The sequence below is a fragment of the Roseococcus microcysteis genome, assembly GCF_014764365.1.
GTDB lineage: Bacteria > Pseudomonadota > Alphaproteobacteria > Acetobacterales > Acetobacteraceae > Roseococcus > Roseococcus microcysteis.
The window spans coordinates 2,419,174-2,437,368 of the sequence record NZ_CP061718.1; the positions used below are offsets into that span (position 1 = coordinate 2,419,174).

General features: G+C 70.9%; 17 protein-coding genes and 1 riboswitch. Of the genes, 6 read left to right on the plus strand and 11 right to left on the minus strand.

Annotation, left to right across the window (positions count from 1 at the left end; all coding sequences use genetic code 11):
* The first annotated feature begins 4 nt into the window (after window positions 1-4).
* Window positions 5-556, plus strand: a complete 552-nt coding sequence (locus tag ICW72_RS11730) for a cob(I)yrinic acid a,c-diamide adenosyltransferase (protein ID WP_191082873.1) — start codon at window positions 5-7, stop codon at window positions 554-556.
* A gap of 133 nt (window positions 557-689) precedes the next feature.
* Here the strand turns inward: ICW72_RS11730 and radC are convergent, their stop codons facing one another.
* A complete protein-coding gene (gene radC / locus ICW72_RS11735) occupies window positions 690-1,586 on the minus strand; it encodes a RadC family protein (RefSeq protein ID WP_332308908.1) in 897 nt (298 codons plus the stop codon).
* 150 nt (window positions 1,587-1,736) lie between these two features.
* Window positions 1,737-3,680 carry a TonB-dependent receptor plug domain-containing protein gene (locus tag ICW72_RS11740; protein ID WP_191082874.1) on the minus strand — a complete coding sequence of 648 codons (1,944 nt, stop codon included), beginning with the start codon at window positions 3,678-3,680 and terminating at the stop codon, window positions 1,737-1,739.
* Window positions 3,681-3,802: 122 nt separating this feature from the next.
* Window positions 3,803-4,007: riboswitch (cobalamin riboswitch) on the minus strand.
* Between the two features lie 168 nt (window positions 4,008-4,175).
* Between ICW72_RS11740 and ICW72_RS11745 the strand changes: the two genes are divergently transcribed.
* The 3 genes from ICW72_RS11745 (at window position 4,176) to ICW72_RS11755 (ending at window position 7,592) form a co-directional block, all read left to right on the plus strand.
* On the plus strand, window positions 4,176-5,207 hold the full coding sequence (locus ICW72_RS11745) for an amino acid ABC transporter substrate-binding protein (RefSeq protein ID WP_223880548.1): 1,032 nt from the start codon (window positions 4,176-4,178) through the stop codon (window positions 5,205-5,207).
* 123 nt (window positions 5,208-5,330) lie between these two features.
* Window positions 5,331-6,512 carry an amino acid ABC transporter permease gene (locus ICW72_RS11750; RefSeq protein WP_223880549.1) on the plus strand — a complete coding sequence of 394 codons (1,182 nt, stop codon included), beginning with the start codon at window positions 5,331-5,333 and terminating at the stop codon, window positions 6,510-6,512.
* Window positions 6,513-6,515: 3 nt separating this feature from the next.
* Window positions 6,516-7,592, plus strand: coding sequence for an amino acid ABC transporter permease (locus ICW72_RS11755; RefSeq protein WP_191082875.1), 1,077 nt, complete (start codon window positions 6,516-6,518; stop codon window positions 7,590-7,592).
* Window positions 7,593-7,694: 102 nt separating this feature from the next.
* Here ICW72_RS11755 and ICW72_RS11760 read toward each other — a convergent pair whose 3' ends face one another.
* Genes ICW72_RS11760 through ICW72_RS11770 form a run of 3 tightly spaced genes read right to left on the minus strand, consistent with a single transcriptional unit; the run spans window position 7,695 to window position 10,371 of the window.
* On the minus strand, window positions 7,695-8,330 hold the full coding sequence (locus ICW72_RS11760) for an exopolysaccharide biosynthesis protein (RefSeq protein WP_223880550.1): 636 nt from the start codon (window positions 8,328-8,330) through the stop codon (window positions 7,695-7,697).
* 2 nt (window positions 8,331-8,332) lie between these two features.
* On the minus strand, window positions 8,333-9,136 hold the full coding sequence (locus ICW72_RS11765) for an enoyl-CoA hydratase (RefSeq protein ID WP_191082876.1): 804 nt from the start codon (window positions 9,134-9,136) through the stop codon (window positions 8,333-8,335).
* 8 nt (window positions 9,137-9,144) lie between these two features.
* Window positions 9,145-10,371, minus strand: a complete 1,227-nt coding sequence (locus ICW72_RS11770) for a CaiB/BaiF CoA transferase family protein (protein WP_191082877.1) — start codon at window positions 10,369-10,371, stop codon at window positions 9,145-9,147.
* Between the two features lie 118 nt (window positions 10,372-10,489).
* Here ICW72_RS11770 and ICW72_RS11775 point away from each other — a divergent pair, with 118 nt between their 5' ends.
* Window positions 10,490-11,227: a hypothetical protein gene (locus ICW72_RS11775; RefSeq protein ID WP_191082878.1), complete on the plus strand. Its 738-nt coding sequence runs from the start codon at window positions 10,490-10,492 to the stop codon at window positions 11,225-11,227.
* On the opposite strand, the gene ICW72_RS11780 is transcribed toward ICW72_RS11775, so the two are convergent.
* Entirely contained in the window at window positions 11,181-12,224 is a 1,044-nt protein-coding gene (locus tag ICW72_RS11780; RefSeq protein WP_191082879.1) for an AbrB family transcriptional regulator, read from the minus strand. The genes ICW72_RS11775 and ICW72_RS11780 overlap by 47 nt on opposite strands.
* A gap of 129 nt (window positions 12,225-12,353) precedes the next feature.
* Between ICW72_RS11780 and ICW72_RS11785 the strand changes: the two genes are divergently transcribed.
* Complete coding sequence (locus ICW72_RS11785; RefSeq protein WP_191082880.1) at window positions 12,354-12,800, plus strand: hypothetical protein; 447 nt, start codon at window positions 12,354-12,356, stop codon at window positions 12,798-12,800.
* On the opposite strand, the gene ICW72_RS11790 is transcribed toward ICW72_RS11785, so the two are convergent.
* The 5 genes from ICW72_RS11790 to flgE form a co-directional block, all read right to left on the minus strand.
* Window positions 12,689-13,462: a DUF1217 domain-containing protein gene (locus ICW72_RS11790; RefSeq protein WP_191082881.1), complete on the minus strand. Its 774-nt coding sequence runs from the start codon at window positions 13,460-13,462 to the stop codon at window positions 12,689-12,691. The two genes, ICW72_RS11785 and ICW72_RS11790, sit on opposite strands and share 112 nt — an antisense overlap.
* Before the next feature lie 3 nt (window positions 13,463-13,465).
* The gene (locus tag ICW72_RS11795; RefSeq protein ID WP_191082882.1) at window positions 13,466-13,909 is read right to left on the minus strand and encodes a flagellar biosynthesis repressor FlbT; all 444 of its coding nucleotides are present in this window, start codon (window positions 13,907-13,909) and stop codon (window positions 13,466-13,468) included.
* A 163-nt stretch (window positions 13,910-14,072) separates the two neighbouring features.
* Entirely contained in the window at window positions 14,073-15,146 is a 1,074-nt protein-coding gene (locus ICW72_RS11800; RefSeq protein ID WP_191082883.1) for a flagellin, read from the minus strand.
* Between the two features lie 15 nt (window positions 15,147-15,161).
* A complete protein-coding gene (locus tag ICW72_RS11805; RefSeq protein ID WP_191082884.1) occupies window positions 15,162-16,697 on the minus strand; it encodes a flagellar hook-associated protein FlgK in 1,536 nt (511 codons plus the stop codon).
* Window positions 16,698-16,815: 118 nt separating this feature from the next.
* Window positions 16,816-18,117, minus strand: coding sequence for a flagellar hook protein FlgE (flgE, locus tag ICW72_RS11810; RefSeq protein ID WP_191082885.1), 1,302 nt, complete (start codon window positions 18,115-18,117; stop codon window positions 16,816-16,818).
* Window positions 18,118-18,195 lie beyond the last annotated feature (78 nt).

The window sequence follows — 18,195 nt, forward strand, 5'->3', positions numbered from 1 at the left end:
GCAGATGGTGCGGCTGGACGTGATCACGACCCGGGGCGGCGATGGGGGCGAGACCTCGCTCGGCGATGGCAGCCGGGTGCGGAAGGACGCGCTGCGCGTCGAGGCCTATGGCACGGTGGACGAGGTGAACGCCGTGCTGGGCATTCTTCGCCTGTACCTCGACGCCGAAGCCGATGCGATGGTGGCGCGCATCCAGAACGACCTGTTCGACCTGGGCGCCGATCTCTGCGTGCCGGGCGCCGCGGGCGGGCGGCTGCGCGTGACCGCCGCGCAATGCCTGCGCCTCGAACAGGAGGTGGCGGCCATGAACGCGCATATTCCGCCGCTGCGCAGCTTCGTGCTGCCCGGCGGAAGCGCCGCCGCCGCGCACGCGCATCTGGCCCGCACCGTGGCCCGCCGCGCCGAACGCCTGGTGGTGGCGCTGGCCGCCGCGGAGGAGGTGAACGCCGAGGCGGTGCGCTACCTCAACCGCCTCTCGGACCATCTGTTTGTGCTGGCGCGGCGCTGCAACGACAATGGCGCGCGGGACGTGGCCTGGGTGCCGGGGCGGGGTTAGAGCGGGATGCGTTGAGGTGGAATCACCGAGAACGCTGAATCCCGCTCTCACCAAAGGTTGGAACAGGCTGCGTGAACGCAGCATGCTCTAGCGACTGATCGCCGAAGGCGTGAATCAGCCGCGTGGCGTCGCCCTACAACAGGCCCTCGCGGCGGAAGCTCAACACCTCGCCATTGCCGATGATCAGGTGGTCATGCACGGCGATGGAGAGGATCTCGCCCGCCGCCTTCACCTCGCGCGTCATCTCGATGTCGGCGCGCGAGGGGGTGGGGTCGCCGCTGGGGTGGTTGTGCACCAGGATCAGCGCGGTGGCGTGCAGTTCCAGCGCGCGCTTCACCACCTCGCGCGGATAGACGGGCGTGTGGTTCACCGTGCCGCGCGCCTGGGCCTCATCCGCGATCAGCCGGTTCTTGCTGTCCAGGAACAGGATGCGGAACTGCTCGGTCTTCTCCCGCGCCATGACCAGCTTCAGGTAATCCATCAGCAGGTCCCACTTGTTCAGCACGGGCGCGTCCATCACCTCGGCGCGCGCCATCCGCAGGGCCGAGGCCTGCACCAGCTTCAGCGCCGCCACGCTGTGCGGGCCCAGGCCGCGCGCGTCCATCAGCGCCTGCTGCGGGGCGGCCAGCACCTGGGCGAAGCTGCCGAAGCGGTTGATCAGCGCCTTGGCCAGCGGCTTGGTGTCGCCCTTGGGCATGGCGAGGAAAAGCAGCATCTCCAGCAATTCGTAATCGGCCAGGGCGTCGGGGCCGCGCGTCAGCAGCTTGTCCCGCATGCGGGCGCGGTGGCCGTGCGGGCCGGTGCTGGCGAAGGGGAGCACGGCCGCGTCGGACGGGGTCCCGTCGGGCTGGCGGGGGAGTTCGCGCGAAAGCGCGCCGCTCTCCCGCAAGGCCGGCCCAGGGCGGCCGCCCGTGTCACGAAAGCCCCCCGCCTCGGCGCGGCCGCCGCGATAGACCGCATCCGGATAGCGCGGGCCGGCCGAGGCCCGCGCCGAGGCGCCGCGTTCCGCGGGCAGGACGCGCCGCACCAAGGCTTGCCACCACATCATCATCGCCCTTCTGGCCGCAGGGGGCGTGACATACCATCTCAGGTTTCCATGGAAAGTAATTTTTCATTCACATTTTTACTTATTGGTAAAATTTCGGCGGCGGGCAGATCCGCGCCCGCCGCCCCCTCCGCCTCAGAAGCCGAAGCGCGTGCCCACCAGCAGGCTGCGCCCGGGCGTCTGGAAGCCGTTCACCGGCTCCCACCGGGAATTGCCCAGGTTGCGGCCCTCCACGAAGGCGGTGATGCCCTCGCGCACCACATAGCTGGCGGTGATGTTGAACAGCGTGCCCGTCTTGTTCCGCCGCTCCGTGGTGAAGGCGGTGCCGTCGTCGCGGTAGCTCGCGAAGGCGCCCTCGGGCGAGCGGCCGGTGAATTGCAGCTGCGGCGCGATGACCAGCCCCGGCAGCGGCGTCAGGCGCGCGGTGGCGCTGATCACATGCTCCGGCCGGCGGGGCAGCGGGCGGCGGGTGCGGGCATCGGTGGCGTCCGTGATGGTCCAGCCCAGCTCGGCCGAGAGCCAGGGCGCGGGCCGCACCGCCAGCGTCAGCTCCACGCCCTGAAGGTTCGCGCGGTCCACATTGGCGACGCTCGTCCCCTGGAAGATGATGAGGTCCCGCACGCGGGACTGGAACCAGGTGGCGCCCAGCGTGGCGAAATCCGCCCGGCCAAAGAGCGGCAGGTCGAGCTCACCCCCCAGCTCATAGCCCAGGCTGCGCTCGGGCCGCAGGTTCGGGTTGCCGCGGAAGGTGGTGCCGATGGTGCCGAAGCGCTGGAACAGCGAGGGCGCGTTGAAGCCGCTGCCGCCCGAGGCGCGCAGCCGCGCCCCCAGCTCCGGCACGTGATAGACCAGGCCGGCGCGCCAGGTGGTGGCGCCGGTGAAGCTGCCCACCGCATCGTGGCGCAGCCCGGCCGTCACGTCCATCCGGTTCCACAGCCGGTATTGCAGGGCGATGTGGCCGGCCGTGCTGTCCTGGGCGGCATTCACGCGCGTCTGGAAGGGGGTGTTGCCGGCCAGGCTGAACACCTCCTCGCGCGCATGGGTCACGCCGAAATTCAGCGCGCCGTCGGTGGCGAAGCCCAGCCCCGGCAGGCGCAGCGTGTTGCCCCAGTCGAAGCCCAGCCGCTCGCCCCGGTAATAGTCGCGGGTGGAGGCGGTGCTGCGCGCGTCGGGCAGGTTCACATAGGCGCGGCGGTCCTGGGTGAAGGCCACGCGGAAGCCCGTGGTCCAGAGCCCGTCCAGCAGCCGCGTCTCGGCGCGGAGCTGGCCCATGAAGCGCCGGTCATCGCCCGTGAAGTTCGGGTCGTCGCGCGGCACGCTGTCCAGGTCGAAGCGGTTCTGGCGGTAGCGCAGCGTGCCCTCGACGCGGCTGCCCTCCACGGGCGTCCAGCCCAGGCGCAGGGCCAGCGCGCCGCCCTGCAAGCCGTCGCGCTCGTTCAGGGTGCGGGTGAAGCGGCGGGCGGTGGCGTTGAAGCCATCGGTGCTGATGCCATTGGCGCTGGCCAGGTAGTCGAAGGCGCCGAGGGTGCCGGTGGCGCCCAGCCCCCCGCGCACCGTGCCCTGGGTGCCGCCCGCCAGCTCGCCATAGGGCGCGAAGGGGCGGCTGGCGGCGCGGCGGGTGACGAGGTTCACGACGCCGCCCACCGCCGCACTCCCGTAGAGCGAGGAGGCCGGGCCGCGCAGCACCTCGATGCGCTCCACGTCGAAGAGCAGGTCATTGCCGAAGTTGAAGGCGCCATTGGCCTCGGAGGGGTCGTTCAGCGGCACCCCGTCCAGCAGCACCAGCACGGAGCGGCTGGAATTGCCGCGCAGGAAGACGCTGGCCTGCTGCCCCGGCCCCCCCGATTGCGCGAGGCGCAGCCCCGGCACGGCGGAGAGCGCCTCGGCCACGGTGGCATGGCCGCGCTCCTCGATCTGCTGGCGGGTGATGACGGTGATGGAGGCCGGCACGCGCTCCAGCGCCGTGGGCACGCGGGTGGCGGTGACGATGGTCTCGGGCAGGGCCGTGGCCGCCTCCTGGGCAAGCACGGGCAAGGAAGCCGCCAGCAGGGCGGCGGTGGACAGCAACAGATGGCGCATGGGGTTCCCCCGGGTTGCGCGTGACGACATGCCGCGCGGGGGCATCCCCGCACGACGGCTGACGTCGAGCCCGCATCCGGAACAGGGTTCCGTGGCACCGGTGCACCCCGCCCGGCACGCGCGAGAACAACTCTGCGACGGCCGGTCTCCTGGCTCGCGGGTCCTGGCCAGGGTCCGCCTTCTCACCCCGGGATGGGGGCAATGGCGATATGGACCCGGGCTCGCCGCCTACAGTTGCGGGGGCAGCCGCGGATTGGCGGGGACTGGCCCCGCGTCGCGCGTTCCCGTTTCACCCCTCATCGGGGCACCGTCGCATGGGGCCATGTAGTCCGGCCGGGAACGGGGTGCCAAGGCGGTTCCGCAAGCCATGAACCGGCCCCGCAAAAAAATTTTCTGAATCTATGGTAACCACCTTGAAAGGCTGATGGCCGCTTGGCACATGGCTGCCCGGCCCAAGAGGCATGGCTCGCGGGCAAGCGAAGGGACATCACACCAATGAAGCTCACCGCGTTCGCCGCCGCCGCGGCGGCGTTCCTGATGTTCGGCCCGAGCCAGGCGATGGCCGGGCGCGACCTCGACCAGATCCGCGCCCGCGGGCAGCTGCTCTGCGGCGTGCAGGGCCCCTCCAACCCCGGGTTCGGTTTCCCCAACGCCCAGGGCCAATGGCAGGGCTTCAACGTGGAGGTCTGCCGCTCGGTCGCCATCACCATCTTCGGCGACCCCAACCGCGTGCAGTTCGTGCCCGTGACGACGCAGAGCCGCTTCCCGGCCCTCTCCTCGGGCGAGGTGGACATCCTCTCCAACAACTCGACCTGGACGCTGACGCGCGACAGCAACGTCAACCGCTTCAACTTCCCGGCCATCGTCTTCTACGACGGCCAGTCCATGATGGTGCCCCGGCGCCTGAACGTGACCAGCGCGCGGCAGCTGGACGGCGCCACCGTCTGCGTGCAGCCCGGCACGACGACCGAGCTGAACCTCGCGGACTACTTCCGCCAGCACAACATGCGCTTCACCCCCGTGGTGGTGGCCGACCTGGACGAGCTGCGCCGCGCCTATGACAGCGGCCGCTGCGACGTGTTCACCAATGACTTCGCCGCTCTCGCCGCCCAGCGCACCCTGCTGAGCCGCCCGGCCGACCACGTCATCCTGCCCGAGCGCATCTCGAAGGAGCCGCTGGGCCCCGTGATCCGCCAGGGGGATGAGGAGCTGACGAACATCGTCGCCTGGACCGTCTTCGCCCTGGTCGAGGCGGAGGAACTCGGCATCACCCAGGCCAATGTCGAGCAGATCGCCGGCAGCAGCACCAACCCCATCGTCCGCCGCTTCCTCGGCGTCGAGGGCAATATGGGCGAAAGCATCAACGCCGCCCGCGGCGACTATGCGCGCCAGATCATCCGCACCTTCGGCAATTACGGCGAGATCTATGAGCGCTGGCTGGGCGAGCGCACGCCGCTCGGCCTCGAGCGCGGCATGAACCGCACCTGGATGAATGGCGGCCTGCTCTACGCGCCGCCGGCCCGCTGAGCCTGCGTTGAACGCGGCCGCCGTCCTTGAGCGGCTGATTCACGCCTTCGGTGTTTCCACCGAAGGCGATCAGACGCCAGCACGGCGGCCGCACCCCCTGTCACCCCCTTCGGATTTTCCGGCATGAGCAGCACCGCCGCCCTGGCCCCGCCCCGGCCCCTCATTCCCCTGCCCGGCGGCCATTCGATGCGCGGGGTGCTGTGGCAGGCGGGGCTGGCCATCGCCGTCATCCTCATCGGCTGGTCGCTCTACAACAACATGCTGGCCAACATGGCCGCGCGCGGCCTGCAATTCGGCTTCGGCTTCCTGAACCGCAGCGCCGGCATCCCCATCGGCGAGCACCTCATCCCCTACACCCCGGCCGACACCTACCAGCGCGCGCTGACGGTGGGGCTGCTGAACACGCTGCGCGTGGCGGTGATCGGCGTGGTGCTGGCCACGGTGCTGGGCATCCTGCTCGGCCTCGCGCGGCTGTCCTCCAACCCGCTGCTGCGCGGGCTGACGGGCGGCTATATCGAGGTGATCCGCAACACGCCGCTGGTGCTGCAGCTGGTGTTCTGGCACGCCATCGTGCTCCAGCTTCCCTCGGTGCGGCAGGCGCTGAACCCGCTGCCGGGCCTCTATCTCTCGCAGCGCGGCCTCAAGACGCCGGCGCTGATGGCCGACACGGCGCTGTTCTGGGCCGCCGTCGCGGTGGGCGTGGCGCTGCTGGCCTGGTGGCTGCTGCTGCGGCGCGAACGCGCGCGGCAGGAAGCGACCGGCGAGCGCCGCGCCACCTGGGCGCCGGGCCTCGCGCTGCTGTTCGGCCTGCCCATCCTGGCGGGCTACGTCATCGGCGCACCCAGTGTGGAATGGCCGGTGCTGGCGGGCTTCAATTTCCGCGGCGGGCTGACCCTCTCGCCCGAATTCTTCGCGCTGCTGCTGGGCCTCGTGATCTACACGGCGGCCTTCATCGCCGAGATCGTGCGGGCGGGCATCCAGTCCGTGCAGCGCGGGCAGTGGGAGGCGGCCCGCGCGTTGGGCCTCGCGCCCGGGCGCATCATGCGCCTCGTCATCCTGCCGCAGGCGCTGCGCGTCATCATTCCGCCGCTGACCAGCCAATACCTGAACCTGACGAAGAACTCCTCGCTGGCCGTCGTCATCGGCTATCCGGATCTGGTGTCGGTGGCCAACACCTCCATCAACCAGACGGGCCAAGCGGTGGAGGTGATCGCGATCTTCATGGCGGTCTATCTCATCATCTCGCTCGTCACCTCGCTGCTGATGAACCTCTACAACCGCGCCGTCGCGCTGAAGGAGCGGTGAGCGATGTCCACCACCACAGCCCCCGCCCTGCCCACCCTCGCCGAACGCGCGCGCGACTTCGCGAAGGCCTGCTTCACCGGGCCGCTCAACATCGCCATCAGCCTGGCCTGCATCGCGCTGCTGGCCTGGGTCATCCCGCCCATGTTCCGCTGGGCGGTGCTGGACGCCACCTGGTCGGGCACGGCGGCGGAATGCCGCGCGGCGGGCGGCGCCTGCTGGGCCTTCGTGCGGGAGAAATTCTGGTTCTCCATCTTCGGCCTCTACCCCTTCGAGGAGCGCTGGCGGCCGGCGACCATGATGGTGATCCTGGTCACGCTCGTCATCGCCTCCACCATCCGCCGCTTCTGGACGCGCTGGCTGCTGCTGGCCTGGGCGGTGGCGGCGGTGGCGATGTGGACGCTGATGCGCGGCGGCGTCTTCGGCCTGCCCTTCGTCGAGACGCGGCAATGGGGCGGCCTCGCCATCACGGGCATCATCGCGGTCTATGGGCTGGCGCTGGGCTATCCGCTCGCCATCCTGCTGGCGCTGGGGCGGCGCAGCGAATTGCCGCTGGTGCGCTGGTTCTGCACCGCCATCATCGAGTGCGTGCGCGGCGTGCCGCTGATCTCGCTGCTGTTCATGGCGGCCATCATGCTGCCGCTGTTCATGCCGCAGGGCGTGACGGTGGACCGGCTGGTGCGGGTGCTCTTCGCCTACACCCTGTTCACCGCGGCCTACATGGCCGAGGTGGTGCGCGGCGGGCTGCAGGCCATGCCGCGCGGGCAGTATGAGGCGGCGGATGCGCTGGGCCTGTCCTACTGGAAGAAGATGCGCCTCATCATCCTGCCGCAGGCGCTGACCATCACCATCCCCGCGCAGGTGAACACCTTCATCGGCCTGTTCAAGGACACGACGCTGGTGGTGGTGATCGGCGTGTTCGACTTCTTCACGACGCTGCGCGCCTCGCTGGGCGACCCCAACTGGCTGGGCTTCCCGACCGAGGCCTATGTCTACGCGGCGGCCGTCTACTTCGTGCTGTGCTTCGCCATGTCGAAATACAGCCAGCGGCTGGAGCGGGATTTCACGCCGGCGGGGAGGTGACTAGAGCGGGATGCGTTGAGGTGGAATCACCGAAAACGCTGAATCCCGCCTCTCAACAAAGGTGAGAGCAGGCTGCGTGAACGCAGGTGAACGCAGCATGCTCTAGAACACCCAGCCCAGCGCCTGGATCGCCATCCAGGCCAGCACCAGCAGCACGGCCGCGGCGAAGAGGTTGCCCAGCGTGGCCAGCACCACGCCGATGCCCACCACCCGGCTGTCCTGCTCGACCACGCCGAGCGACATGATGATGGTGCCGAAGGCGGGCGGGGCATTGGTGCCCGGCCCGGGCAGGATGAGCATCACGGCCGAGATGACCGTGAGCCAGCCCACCATCCGGTCACCCCAATTCGACAGGAAGACACCAGGCCGCGGGCGCACGAAGCGCTCCACCCGCTTCAGCGGGCCGGAGGTCACGTCGGCCAGGCGCAGCAGGTCCTCGCGCTTGATGGATTGCCGCGCGATGAAGCGCGGCAGCTTGGGCACCTTCAGCCCCAGCCCCATCTGCGCGCCCAGGATCAGCATGGGAATGCCGAAGACCGAGGCCATGCCCGGCAGCAGCGCGGGCAGGCACAGCAGCAGGATCAACAGGCCGAAGGCGCGCTCACCGAAGGCCTCGGCCATTTCGCCGAGCGTGATGCGCGCGCCGGGAAATTGCGCCGCCACCTCGCGCACGATGCGCGAGATGGGGGCGGAGGGATGCGCCTCCGGCAGCGGGTCGAGGGGGTGACCCGCTTCCACCGTCAGGCGCCGGTGAAGACCGGCGTGCGCTTCTCCATGAAGGCGCGGCGGCCTTCGCGGTAGTCGGCGCTGTCGAAGCAGGCATCGGCGGCGGCGGCGATGGCCGCCATGTCACGGTCCGCCGCATCGGCCAGCACGGCGCGCACCGTGCGCTTGTTCGCCTTGAGCGAGAGCGGCGCGTTGCGCGCGATCTGCGACGTGATCTTCGCCACCTCCGCATCCAGGCTCTCGGCCGGGTGCAGCTTGTTGATGAGGCCCAGGCGCTCGGCCTCCTCGGCCGGCAGCCGCCCGCCCGTCATCAGGATGAAATGCGCCTGCGCGGGACCGACCAGCGAGACCAGGTTCTTCACCATGTCGAAGCCATAGGCGATGCCGAGGCGGGCGGCCGGGATGCCGAACTCGCTGCCCGTGCCCGCGATCCGCATGTCGCAGGACATGGCGATGCCGAGGCCGCCGCCCATGCAGAAGCCCTGGATCTTCGCGATCACGGGCTTGCCGAACTCGGCCAGCTTCTTGCGGCCATGGCTGGTCTTGGCGTTGTACTGCCGCTGCGCGTCGGCGTCCGAGCGGTTCTTCTCGAACTGGCTGATGTCCGCGCCCGAGACGAAGGCCTTGCCGCCCGCGCCTTCCAGCACGACGCAGCGGATGGCGTCATCCGCCTCGAAGGCGTCGAGCGCGGCCGCCATGCCGTCCCACATCGCGATGCTCATGGCATTGCGCTTCTCGGGCTGGTTGAAGACCACCGTGCCCACACCGTCCTGCGCGCGGGCGAGGATCTTGCCCTCCGCGAACACCATATCCGACATGCTTCTCTCTAGCCTCCAATGACCTTGTTCGCGCGGAGCTTCGCGATCTCCTCCGCGCCGAGCCCGGCTTCCGCCAGGATTTCGTCCGAATGTTCGCCCAGCCCCGGCACGCCGCGGCGGATGCCGGGCGTGTGGCCCTGGATGTTGATGGGCGTGCGCACCACCCCCGCCTGGCCGAGCTTCGCGTGCGGGATCTGCCAGACCATGCCGAGATGCTGCACCTGCGGGTCCTCGAACACCTCGCGGATGTCGTTGATGGGGCCGCAGGGGATGCCGGCCTCCTCCAGCTTCAGGATCCAGTATTCGCTGGGCTGCTGGCGCGTCACCTCCGCGATGGCGGCGTTCAGCGCCGGGCGGTCCTTGGTGCGGCCCTCGGCGGTCTTCCATTCGGGCTTGTCGAGCCAGTCCTCGCGGCCGGCGACGCGGCAGAACACCTCCCACAGCTTGGGCGAGGAGGCGGCGATGTTGATGGGCTTGTCGGCGCTGGGGAACACGCCCATGGGCGTGTTCACCGGGTGGTCATTGCCCGCCTGGCCCGCGACCTCGCCCTTCTGCAGGAAGCGTGTGGCCTGGAAGTCCAGCATGAAGACCTGCGCCTCCAGCAGCGAGGTCGAGACATAGCGGCCGCGCCCGGTCTTCTCGCGTTCGTAGAGCGCCATCATGATGGCCAGCGCCAGCAGATTGCCCGCCGTCAAATCGTTGATGGGGATGCCGACGCGCATGGGGCCGCGCCCCTTCTCGCCGGTGATGGTCATCAGCCCGCCCATCCCCTGCGCGATCTGGTCCACGCCGCCGCGCGTCGAATAGGGGCCGGTCTGCCCGAAGCCCGAGATGCTGGCGTAGATCAGGCGCGGGTTGCGGGCGGAGAGCGTGTCGTAATCGATCTTCAGGCGGTGCTTCACCTGCATCCGCATGTTCTCGACCACGATATCCGCGGTCTCGGCCAGCTTGAGGAAGGCCGCGTGGCCATCGGGGTGCTTCAGGTCGAGGACGAGGCCGCGCTTGTTGCGGTGCAAATTCGTGAAGTCGAACCCGTCGCGTGCGCCGCCCAGCGCGTCACTGGCGCCGGGCGGTTCCACGCGGATGATCTCCGCGCCCCAATCGGCCAGATGCCGCACGCAGGTGGGGCCGGCGCGGGCCAGCGTCAGGTCCAGGACGCGCAGCCCCGCGAGCGGAAGGGCGGCACCGGCGGCCTCCGCGCTGGCGGCGCTGCTGTGGCGGCTGTCATCCGGCATGGCTCTCTCCCGTTTCCCGGCGGGGAGGTTAACCCCAAGCGCGCCGGCCCGGAACCCGGTGAAGCTGGCCAAGTGGGGGCCGGGCTGCCACGGTGGCGCACCGGCCGGAGGAGGCAGCATGGCGCAGGACCCACGAGCGGAGAGCCGCCACGCGCGCATCATGCGCGGCGAGGGGCCAGTCTTCGGCCCGACCCTCGATGCGCTGGTGCGCGATGTGGAAGGCCGCATCCCGCCTGAGTTGCGCGACGCGCACCGCCGGATGCTGGAGGAATGGCCCATCGGCCCCGGGGGCCAAGTGCGCGATGAGCAGGCGCTGCTCGCCCGGCTGGCCGCGCTGCGCGCCGCGCCGGCACCCTTGCCGGCGGGCATCCCTCCGGGCTCGCCCCTCAAGGCCGTGCTGGGGGCGGCGCTGGGCGGCGTGCTGGGCGTGCCCTTCGGCTTCCTGGTGTATGTCATCATGCTGGCGGCGGTGCTGCCCTATTCGCTGCACGACTCGGATGCGGTGATGTGGCTGGTCGTGCTGGCGGTGACGGGCGGCACCGCGGCGTTGGGGGCGGGCCAGGGGATGCGGCCGAGCCGGCTGAGCCAATCCCTCGCCATGGCACTGCTGGCCTTCGTGCCGGCGGCTTTCGTCTCCGCCATCCTCGGGGCGATCATCGCCTCGACGCTGGGCAGCATCTACAAGGTGTCGCAGATGGAGGGCGCCTTCGCCATGGGCGTGGTCTTCACCATCATGCCGCTGGCGGGCTTCCTGGGCGGGGCCGCCTGCGCGGCCTGGGCGGGCCTGCGGTCCTGGCGCCGCTGGGGCGCTACTTCCAGCCCAGCCGGCTGGTCAGCGTCCAGACCGGGCCGATGAGGAAGTTGCACATCAGCGTCCGCGCCAGGTGAAAGCCCAGCACCAGCGGCACGGCCAGTTCCAGCGTCTTGGCGGTGATGCCCATCTCCGGCATGCCGCCCGGCGCCATGCCCAGCATCACGGCACCCACCGGCAGGCCGCTGGCCCAGCCCAGCGCGGCGCCGAGCGCCAGGCACAGCACGCAGAGCGCGAAGGCGGACATGACCGAGGCCCAGAGCAGCCGGCGCGACGACAACAGGAATTCCCGCGTCAACCTCTGCCCCAGCGTGGCGCCCATCGCGACCTGCGCCGCATCCACCAGCACCGTGGGCACCGAGGAAGGCAGATGGCCCATGGCGGCGGCCGTGATGGCCAGCGCGCAGGGGCCGATCATCCAGGGATTCGCGATGCCGGTGCGTCGCAGCGCGAAGGCCGCCAGCAAGCCCACCACCAGCATCAGCCCGAGCCCGCCCAGATCGAAGGGCAGGCGCGGCGCCAGGAAGGCCGTGGCGTCGCCCACCGGCGCGAAGGCCGTCAGCAACGGCGGGATGGCCAGCACCACGATCACCACGCGGATGGTCTGCGCCAGCGTCACCGGCGCGATGGGCGCCCCCGCCCGCTGCGCCAGCACCACCATGACGATGACGCCGCCCGGCACCGCCGCGAAATAGCCCGTGCGCGGGTCCACCCCGGCCAGCCGCGTGAAGATGGGCACCGCCGCCACGCCCGCCGCGATGGACAGCAGCCCCGCGATGAGGATGACGGGCATGGCCCCCAGCAGCGCCCCCAGCACCGGGCCCGAGAAGGTCTGCCCGAAGGCCAGCCCCAGCACGATCAGCGCCCCGGGCCGCGCATAGGGGTGCACCGCCACCGGCCGGAACCAGGCCAGCGCCGCCGTGCCCGCCATCGCCCCGATCATCCAGGCGAGCGGGACCGACAACAGGTGGCAGATGGTGCCCCCCGTGAGCGCGGCGGCCAGGGTGAGCAGATGGGGGACGAGGCGCGGAGGAATGGACACTGGCGCGCAGGATCGGCCCTCGGCGCCGCCCGGTCAAACCCCGGGCCGTGATTCAGGCAGTGATTCAGGATGCGTTAAGGCTGCGCATGGTTTCTGGGATGCGGTCCCCATGAAACCGGAAGGATCGCCATGACCTCCCCCGTCGGGCTTGCCCGCCCCATGCTGGCCAGCCCTCCGCCCCTCCTCGAGCGCCCCTTGCAGGCGCCGACCGAGACGCCACCCGGCGCGCGGCAGGATATCTCGCCGCCCATCGCGCCCAACCCCAGCCTGCGCATCGAGCCGACGCTCGGCGTCGTGGTGTTCGAGGTGCGCGATGGCGCCGGCGAGGTGACGCGCAGCGTGCCCACCGAGCGCGAGTTGCGCGCCTACCGCACCGCCGCCCTGCGGGGGGAAGGCGTACGCGGCGAGGATATGCGTGGGGAAGATGCGCCCGACGCCGCTTCCCGCGCGACGGGCGCGCCCGATCAGACCCGCAGCCCGCCCGGCGGCAGCCCCAGCAGCGCCAGCGCATTGGACGTGCCGGCCGAGGGCGCGCCGAAGGCGCCAGCCGATTCCGACGCCCGGCTGATCAAGTAGCGTTCCGCAAGCCGCTGAACCACCTTCGGGTCGTTCAGCGAGTCGAGCTTCAACCGCGCCTCCAGCGCGCGCGCCTGCGTCTCCACCGACTGCACGGCGATGGATTTCGGCAGGCCCACCGCCCCCAGCACCACACGGCGCAGCACCGGGTCGCCCAGCACGGCGAAGGCGCTTGCGGCCCCTTTGGCCGCCCTCTCGCGGAACAGCAGCGCATCGCCCAGGCCCGGCTGGCTTTCCTCCAGCTCATCCCGCCAGCGCGCGCGACGCAGACCGTCGGTCAGGCGCGCCTGGATCTCGGGGTCGCGCAGCGCATCGAGGCCGCGTTCATCGAGGCGCAAGGCTTCCGCCGCCGCCTTCCAGCGCTTGTCGGCCAGGCGGTTGACCAGGGATTTCGGGTCCGTCGGGTCGGAGGTCAGGGCGCGCATGGCCAGCCCCGCCTGCTGCGCGCCGTCGGGAATGCCCATGGCCACCGTCACCACCTGCAGCACGCGCGGGTCCCGCAGGGCCGTCTGGATGTCCGGCGCGCGGTCAATGGCGCGGCGAAACTGGTCCAGCGCGCGGGTCTGCATCGGGTCCTTCGCGATGCGTTCCAGCGCGCGCGTTTCCTCGAACTGCTTCTGGAAGCGACGGAAGGCGGTGATGGCGCTGCCCGCGTCCGACATGGCTCAGCCCGGCGCCGGGTTGGGAAGCGGGTCGCGACGGGGGGAGGGCAGCGGCGGAATACCCAGCACCTCCTCCTCATGGCGCATCACCCGGCGCGCGATGCGCAGCGCGGAATAGCAGTCATCGCCCTCGGCGGCCTCCCGCGCGCGGTCGAGCATCTCGCGCACGGTGGGCGAGGTGGTGGCCTCCATGAAGTCACGGATCAGGTCGCGCGCGGCGGCGAGGCCGGGCCCACGCTCCTCATCGGCACCGATATAGGCCGTCTGCAAGGCGAAGTAGATGCGCCGCGCCGGCGTGTTGGCCGCATCGGGCGCCATGATCTGCTTGCCGAAGAGAAAGCGCGCCTTGGCGGCGAGCTCGATCCGCGTGCGGTTGCGGAAGCGGATGGGCGCCCCGTTCACCACCATCAGATCACCCTGCCGCAACTCCAGAACGAGCGTGGACATCTTGTTCCCTTCCGACTGCTGCACGAAGGCGCCTCATGCGCCCCCGCGGAATTCCACCCTTCTGGTGCGAGGCCCTGCCGCGGTGGAGAGACCCTCTCCGGAACCGCGCGCGCCATACTCGCCGCAGCGGGTTAACGGCGCTTGAAGATCAGCCCTCGCGCGCTCATCGCAGGAAGCGCGCAAGCGTGAGTTCGGACAGCGAGCCGATGGCGCGGTAGCTCGCCTCCAGCGCGGTGCGCGTGGCCTGCAGGCGTTCCAGTGTGCTGGCCAGGTCCACCTCCTCGATATCGGCGATCTGGCCGCGCAGCAGGTCCATCGTGGTGCGCTGGCGGCGCTGCGTGTCCTCCAGCCGCGCGGTCACCTGGCCGAGGCCGCCCGCCTCCTCGGTCAGCGCCTGTTCGGCGGCGGCGAAGCCGTCGCGCAGCCCGGCCAGCAGGTCGGTGTAGTTGGGCAGGTCGTCCATCTGGGCGGGATCGAGGGCGGCGAGGCTCATCAGGTTGCGCATCAGGTCGCGCGCCCAGCTTCCCGTCGTCTCGCCCGAACTGACGCTGACGGCGTTGCGGTCGGCGAAGATGCCATAGGCCACGAACTGCCCGTCGGCGGCGGGTGCCGCGCGGCGCGCCTCCCGGTCGGCGGGCGCGAGGGCGGCCTCGTCCTGCAGGAAGTCGGAGAAGGGCGAGACGCCCGCCACATTGCTCTGCGCGGCGGTGCGCGTGTCATTCAGCACGCTGGCCGCCCCCGCCGCGCCCAGTGTGGCCACGGCCGCCGCCACATCCTGCGCCATCTGCCCGGTGGCCAGCCCTTCCGGATCGGGAATGGGCGGGCGGCCGATGTCGGAGCCGGAGAAGAGATATTCCCCCGCATGACGCACGTTCAGCAGATGCGCCATCTCGGTCAGCGCGTTGCGCGCCTGCACCTTCACCGCCTCCAGCGCCACCGGGTCGCGCGTGTAGAGACGCGGCAGGGCGGTGCTGCGGAAATCCCGCGCGATCTCGGTGAGGCGGCTGAGCGAGGCCTGCATCACCTCGGTGCGGCCGATGGATTGCGTCAGCACACGGTCATAGGCGTCGAGCCGCCCGGACTGCGCGCGTAGCGACACGGCGCGCGGCACGTCCGGCGCCAGGTCGCCCAGGCGGGAGGAGCGTTGCCCCGACGCGGTCTGCCGCGTCAGGATTTCCATCTGCGTGCGCAGCCGGGCGGTCTCGGCGGCCAGGCGGCCGGTGATCTCAAGGCTCAAGGGGGGTCTCCCTCATCAGCGCACCATGTTGAGCAGCGTGTCCCACATCTGCTGGGCCGTGCTCATCACGCGGGCGTTCGCGGCATAGGCGTTCTGCAACTGCACCATGGCGGCCATCTCGGCATCGGAATCCACGCCGGATTCCCGCTGGAAGCGGGCGTCGAGGCCGCGCCGCAGCCCCTCCGCGCGTTCCCGCGCCGCGGTGGCGGCCGCGCGGTCGGCGGTGTGGGCGCCGGTGACGACGGCGGCGTAGTCCTCCAGCGCGCGCGGCGGCAGGAAGGGCGAGGTGAGGCTGCCATCCGGCCCCAGCCCGCCCGAGGGCAGCGCCGCCCAGGCCACGCCCGTGCGCACCGTATCGCCCAGCGCGTGGTTCAGCACGCGGTCCAGCATCAGGGTGAAGCCCGCGGGGCCGGTGGCGGGGTTGGGTGTGAAGGCGGTGGGGCCGCCCGGCGTATCGGCCACCGCATGGGTGCCGTCGCGCAGCAGCGTGGGGTCGGCCGCCACGGCGGGGTTCACGCGGATGCTGTTGGCGAAGCCCATCAGCCCCGCGGCGGGGTTGCTGTAGGCCATGGTGACATCGGGCACGGTGCCGGAGGGCGCGGTGAAGAGGCGCAGCCCCTGCCCCTCCATCCGGCTGGCCAGATGCCCGGCCGCGAGGTCGAGCTCGGCCTGGTAGCGCGGCAGGGTGGTGTCGCGCAGCGCGACATATTCGCCGAGCCGCCCGCCGCCCAATTGCCGCGTCACGTCCACGCCGCCCAGCATCACGCCGGGCAGGGTGCCGCCCGCGCCGAAGAACGCCTCGGGCCCCAGCGCGGCCGGGGCGGTGGAGAAGGCGTCCTTGTCGGGGTCGAGCGGCAGGCCAAGGCCGCCCTTCGTGACGAGGATCAACCCGCCATCGGATTGCGGCAGGGTCCGCAGCGGCAGGCTTTCCGAGAGGCGCCCCAGGGCGAGGTCGCGCTTGTCCTCCAGGTCACCGGTGGCGATGCCCAGCACGCGGTCCCGCTGGATGGCGGTGGTGAGCTGGGCCACCTCGCGCAGACCGGCGTTGATGCGCGCCACCTCCTCCTGGATGCCGTCCTGCGCCTGCTGCCGCGCATCGCCGATGGCGCCGGCGATGTCGTTGAAGCTGAGCGCGAGATCATGCGCGGCCTGGAGGAATTCGCGTTGCAGCCCAGGCTCGCCAGGGCTGGCGCGCAGGCCGATGACGCTGGCGCGCAGCGCGCCCAGGCGGTCGCCGATGGACTGGCCGTCCCCGGGCTGGCCATGCGCGGCCTCGACGCCGGAGAGCAGGCGTTCGCGCACCGTGGCCCCCGCGGCCTCACCCGCGCGGGCATGGCGCTCGGCGAGCAGGGCCGCGTCCACGCTGCGCTGCGCGGGGCCCATGCGCACACCCATGGGCGAGTTGTTGTGCGAGACCGAGATGGTGTCGCCCGCCTTGCGCGTATAGCCCTCGGTGGAGGCGTTCGCGAGGTTCTGCGCCACCTGCGCCAGGCTGCGCTGGGTGGTGAGCAGCCCGCTGCGGGCGATTCCGAAGGCGAGGTCCAGGCTCATGCGGGTTCCAGTGTGGTGAGACCGTGGTTAACCAAACCTTGACGGGCGGGCCGCCGCACCATCTCGGCGGCGCATGTTGCCCGCCGCGGAGCGGTGCGCGGAGCGGCAGCGCGCCGCGTCAGCGGCGCATGTTGATCGTCTCCTGCATCATCTCGTCGCTGGTGGTGACGACGCGGGTGTTCGCCGTATAGGCGCGCTGCGCCACGATCAGCTTCGTGAACTCGGTGGCGATGTCCACGTTGGAGCGTTCCAGCGCGCCCACCACCAGCTTGCCTACGCCGTTGGAATTGGCGTCCGTCACCTGCGCCTCGCCGCTTTCGATCGTGCGCATGAAGGCGGCGCCGTCCAGGCGTTGCAGGCGGTCGGGGTCGCTGAAGCCCACCACCGGCACGCGGTAGATCACGCGCGACTGGCCGTTGTCGTAGTTCACCGTCACATCCCCATTGTCGCGGATGGCCAGGCCCGCATAGGCGCCGGGCGGCACGCCGTTCTGCTGCAGGTTCCGCAGCGAGAAGTCGGTGCCCGCATATTGCGTGAGGCCCTGCGCCAGCTGGTAGCGGCCGAGGTTCAGCGAGATGTTCTGGTTGCCCAGCCCGAAATCCATGACGAAGGGAAACTCGACGGGCGTGCCCGCCACGCCGGTGGTGCCGTTGAAGGTCTCGACGGTGCCGTTCACCCCGAAGACGATCGGGATGGTGACGGCGCCGCCCACCGGGTCGGGCGAGATGGTCATGTCCCAGCTCCGCGGCGGGCCGGCCACGGGCGGCGGGCCGACGGCGCCGGGCGTCTGGGTGAAGGTCAGCGTCATGGCGCGCCGCGTGCCCAGCGTGTCATAGACCTGCACCTGGGTGCTGAAGGTGCGCGCATCGCCCGGCGTGGCCGGCGGGTCCACGCCGGGCAGGTTGGCCGCGATCTCGATGGAGGTGGTGGCGATCGGGTTGAACACCTGCTGGCTGACGCGGATGGGCTCCAGCGTCGTGCGGTCCACGGCACCGGCGTCGTTCACCGGCCAGCCCTGCAGGAAGTAGTTGGCGCCGTTCACCAGGAAGCCGTCGCGGTCCATGCGGAAATCGCCGGCGCGGGTGAAGAATTGCCGGTCGTCGAAGGTGGGCAGCCCGTCCACGAAGCCGCGCGCCTGGGCCACGCTGAAGAAGCCCTGCCCGCCGATGGCCATGCCGATCGGGTTCTGGCTCTGCTCGATGGTGCCCTGCACGGTGTGGGTGAAGGTGGGCCGCGCCAGCACGGAGCCCGGCGCGTGCAGGTTCGGCCCCGATTGGGTGACGAGGTCCTGGAAATTCGTGTCGATGCGCTTGAAGCCCACCGTCTGGCTGTTCGCCAGGTTGTCGGAGACATGGCCGAGCGAACGCGCCTGCGCGTTGAGCCCGGCGATGGCGGTGGTCATGGAGCCGAACAGGGACATGGGCATCCTTCCGGAAGAGGGCGGTGGCCCCGTGCCCCTCGCATCCCGCGTGCCAGCCCGGGGCGGGGTCCGGACGGC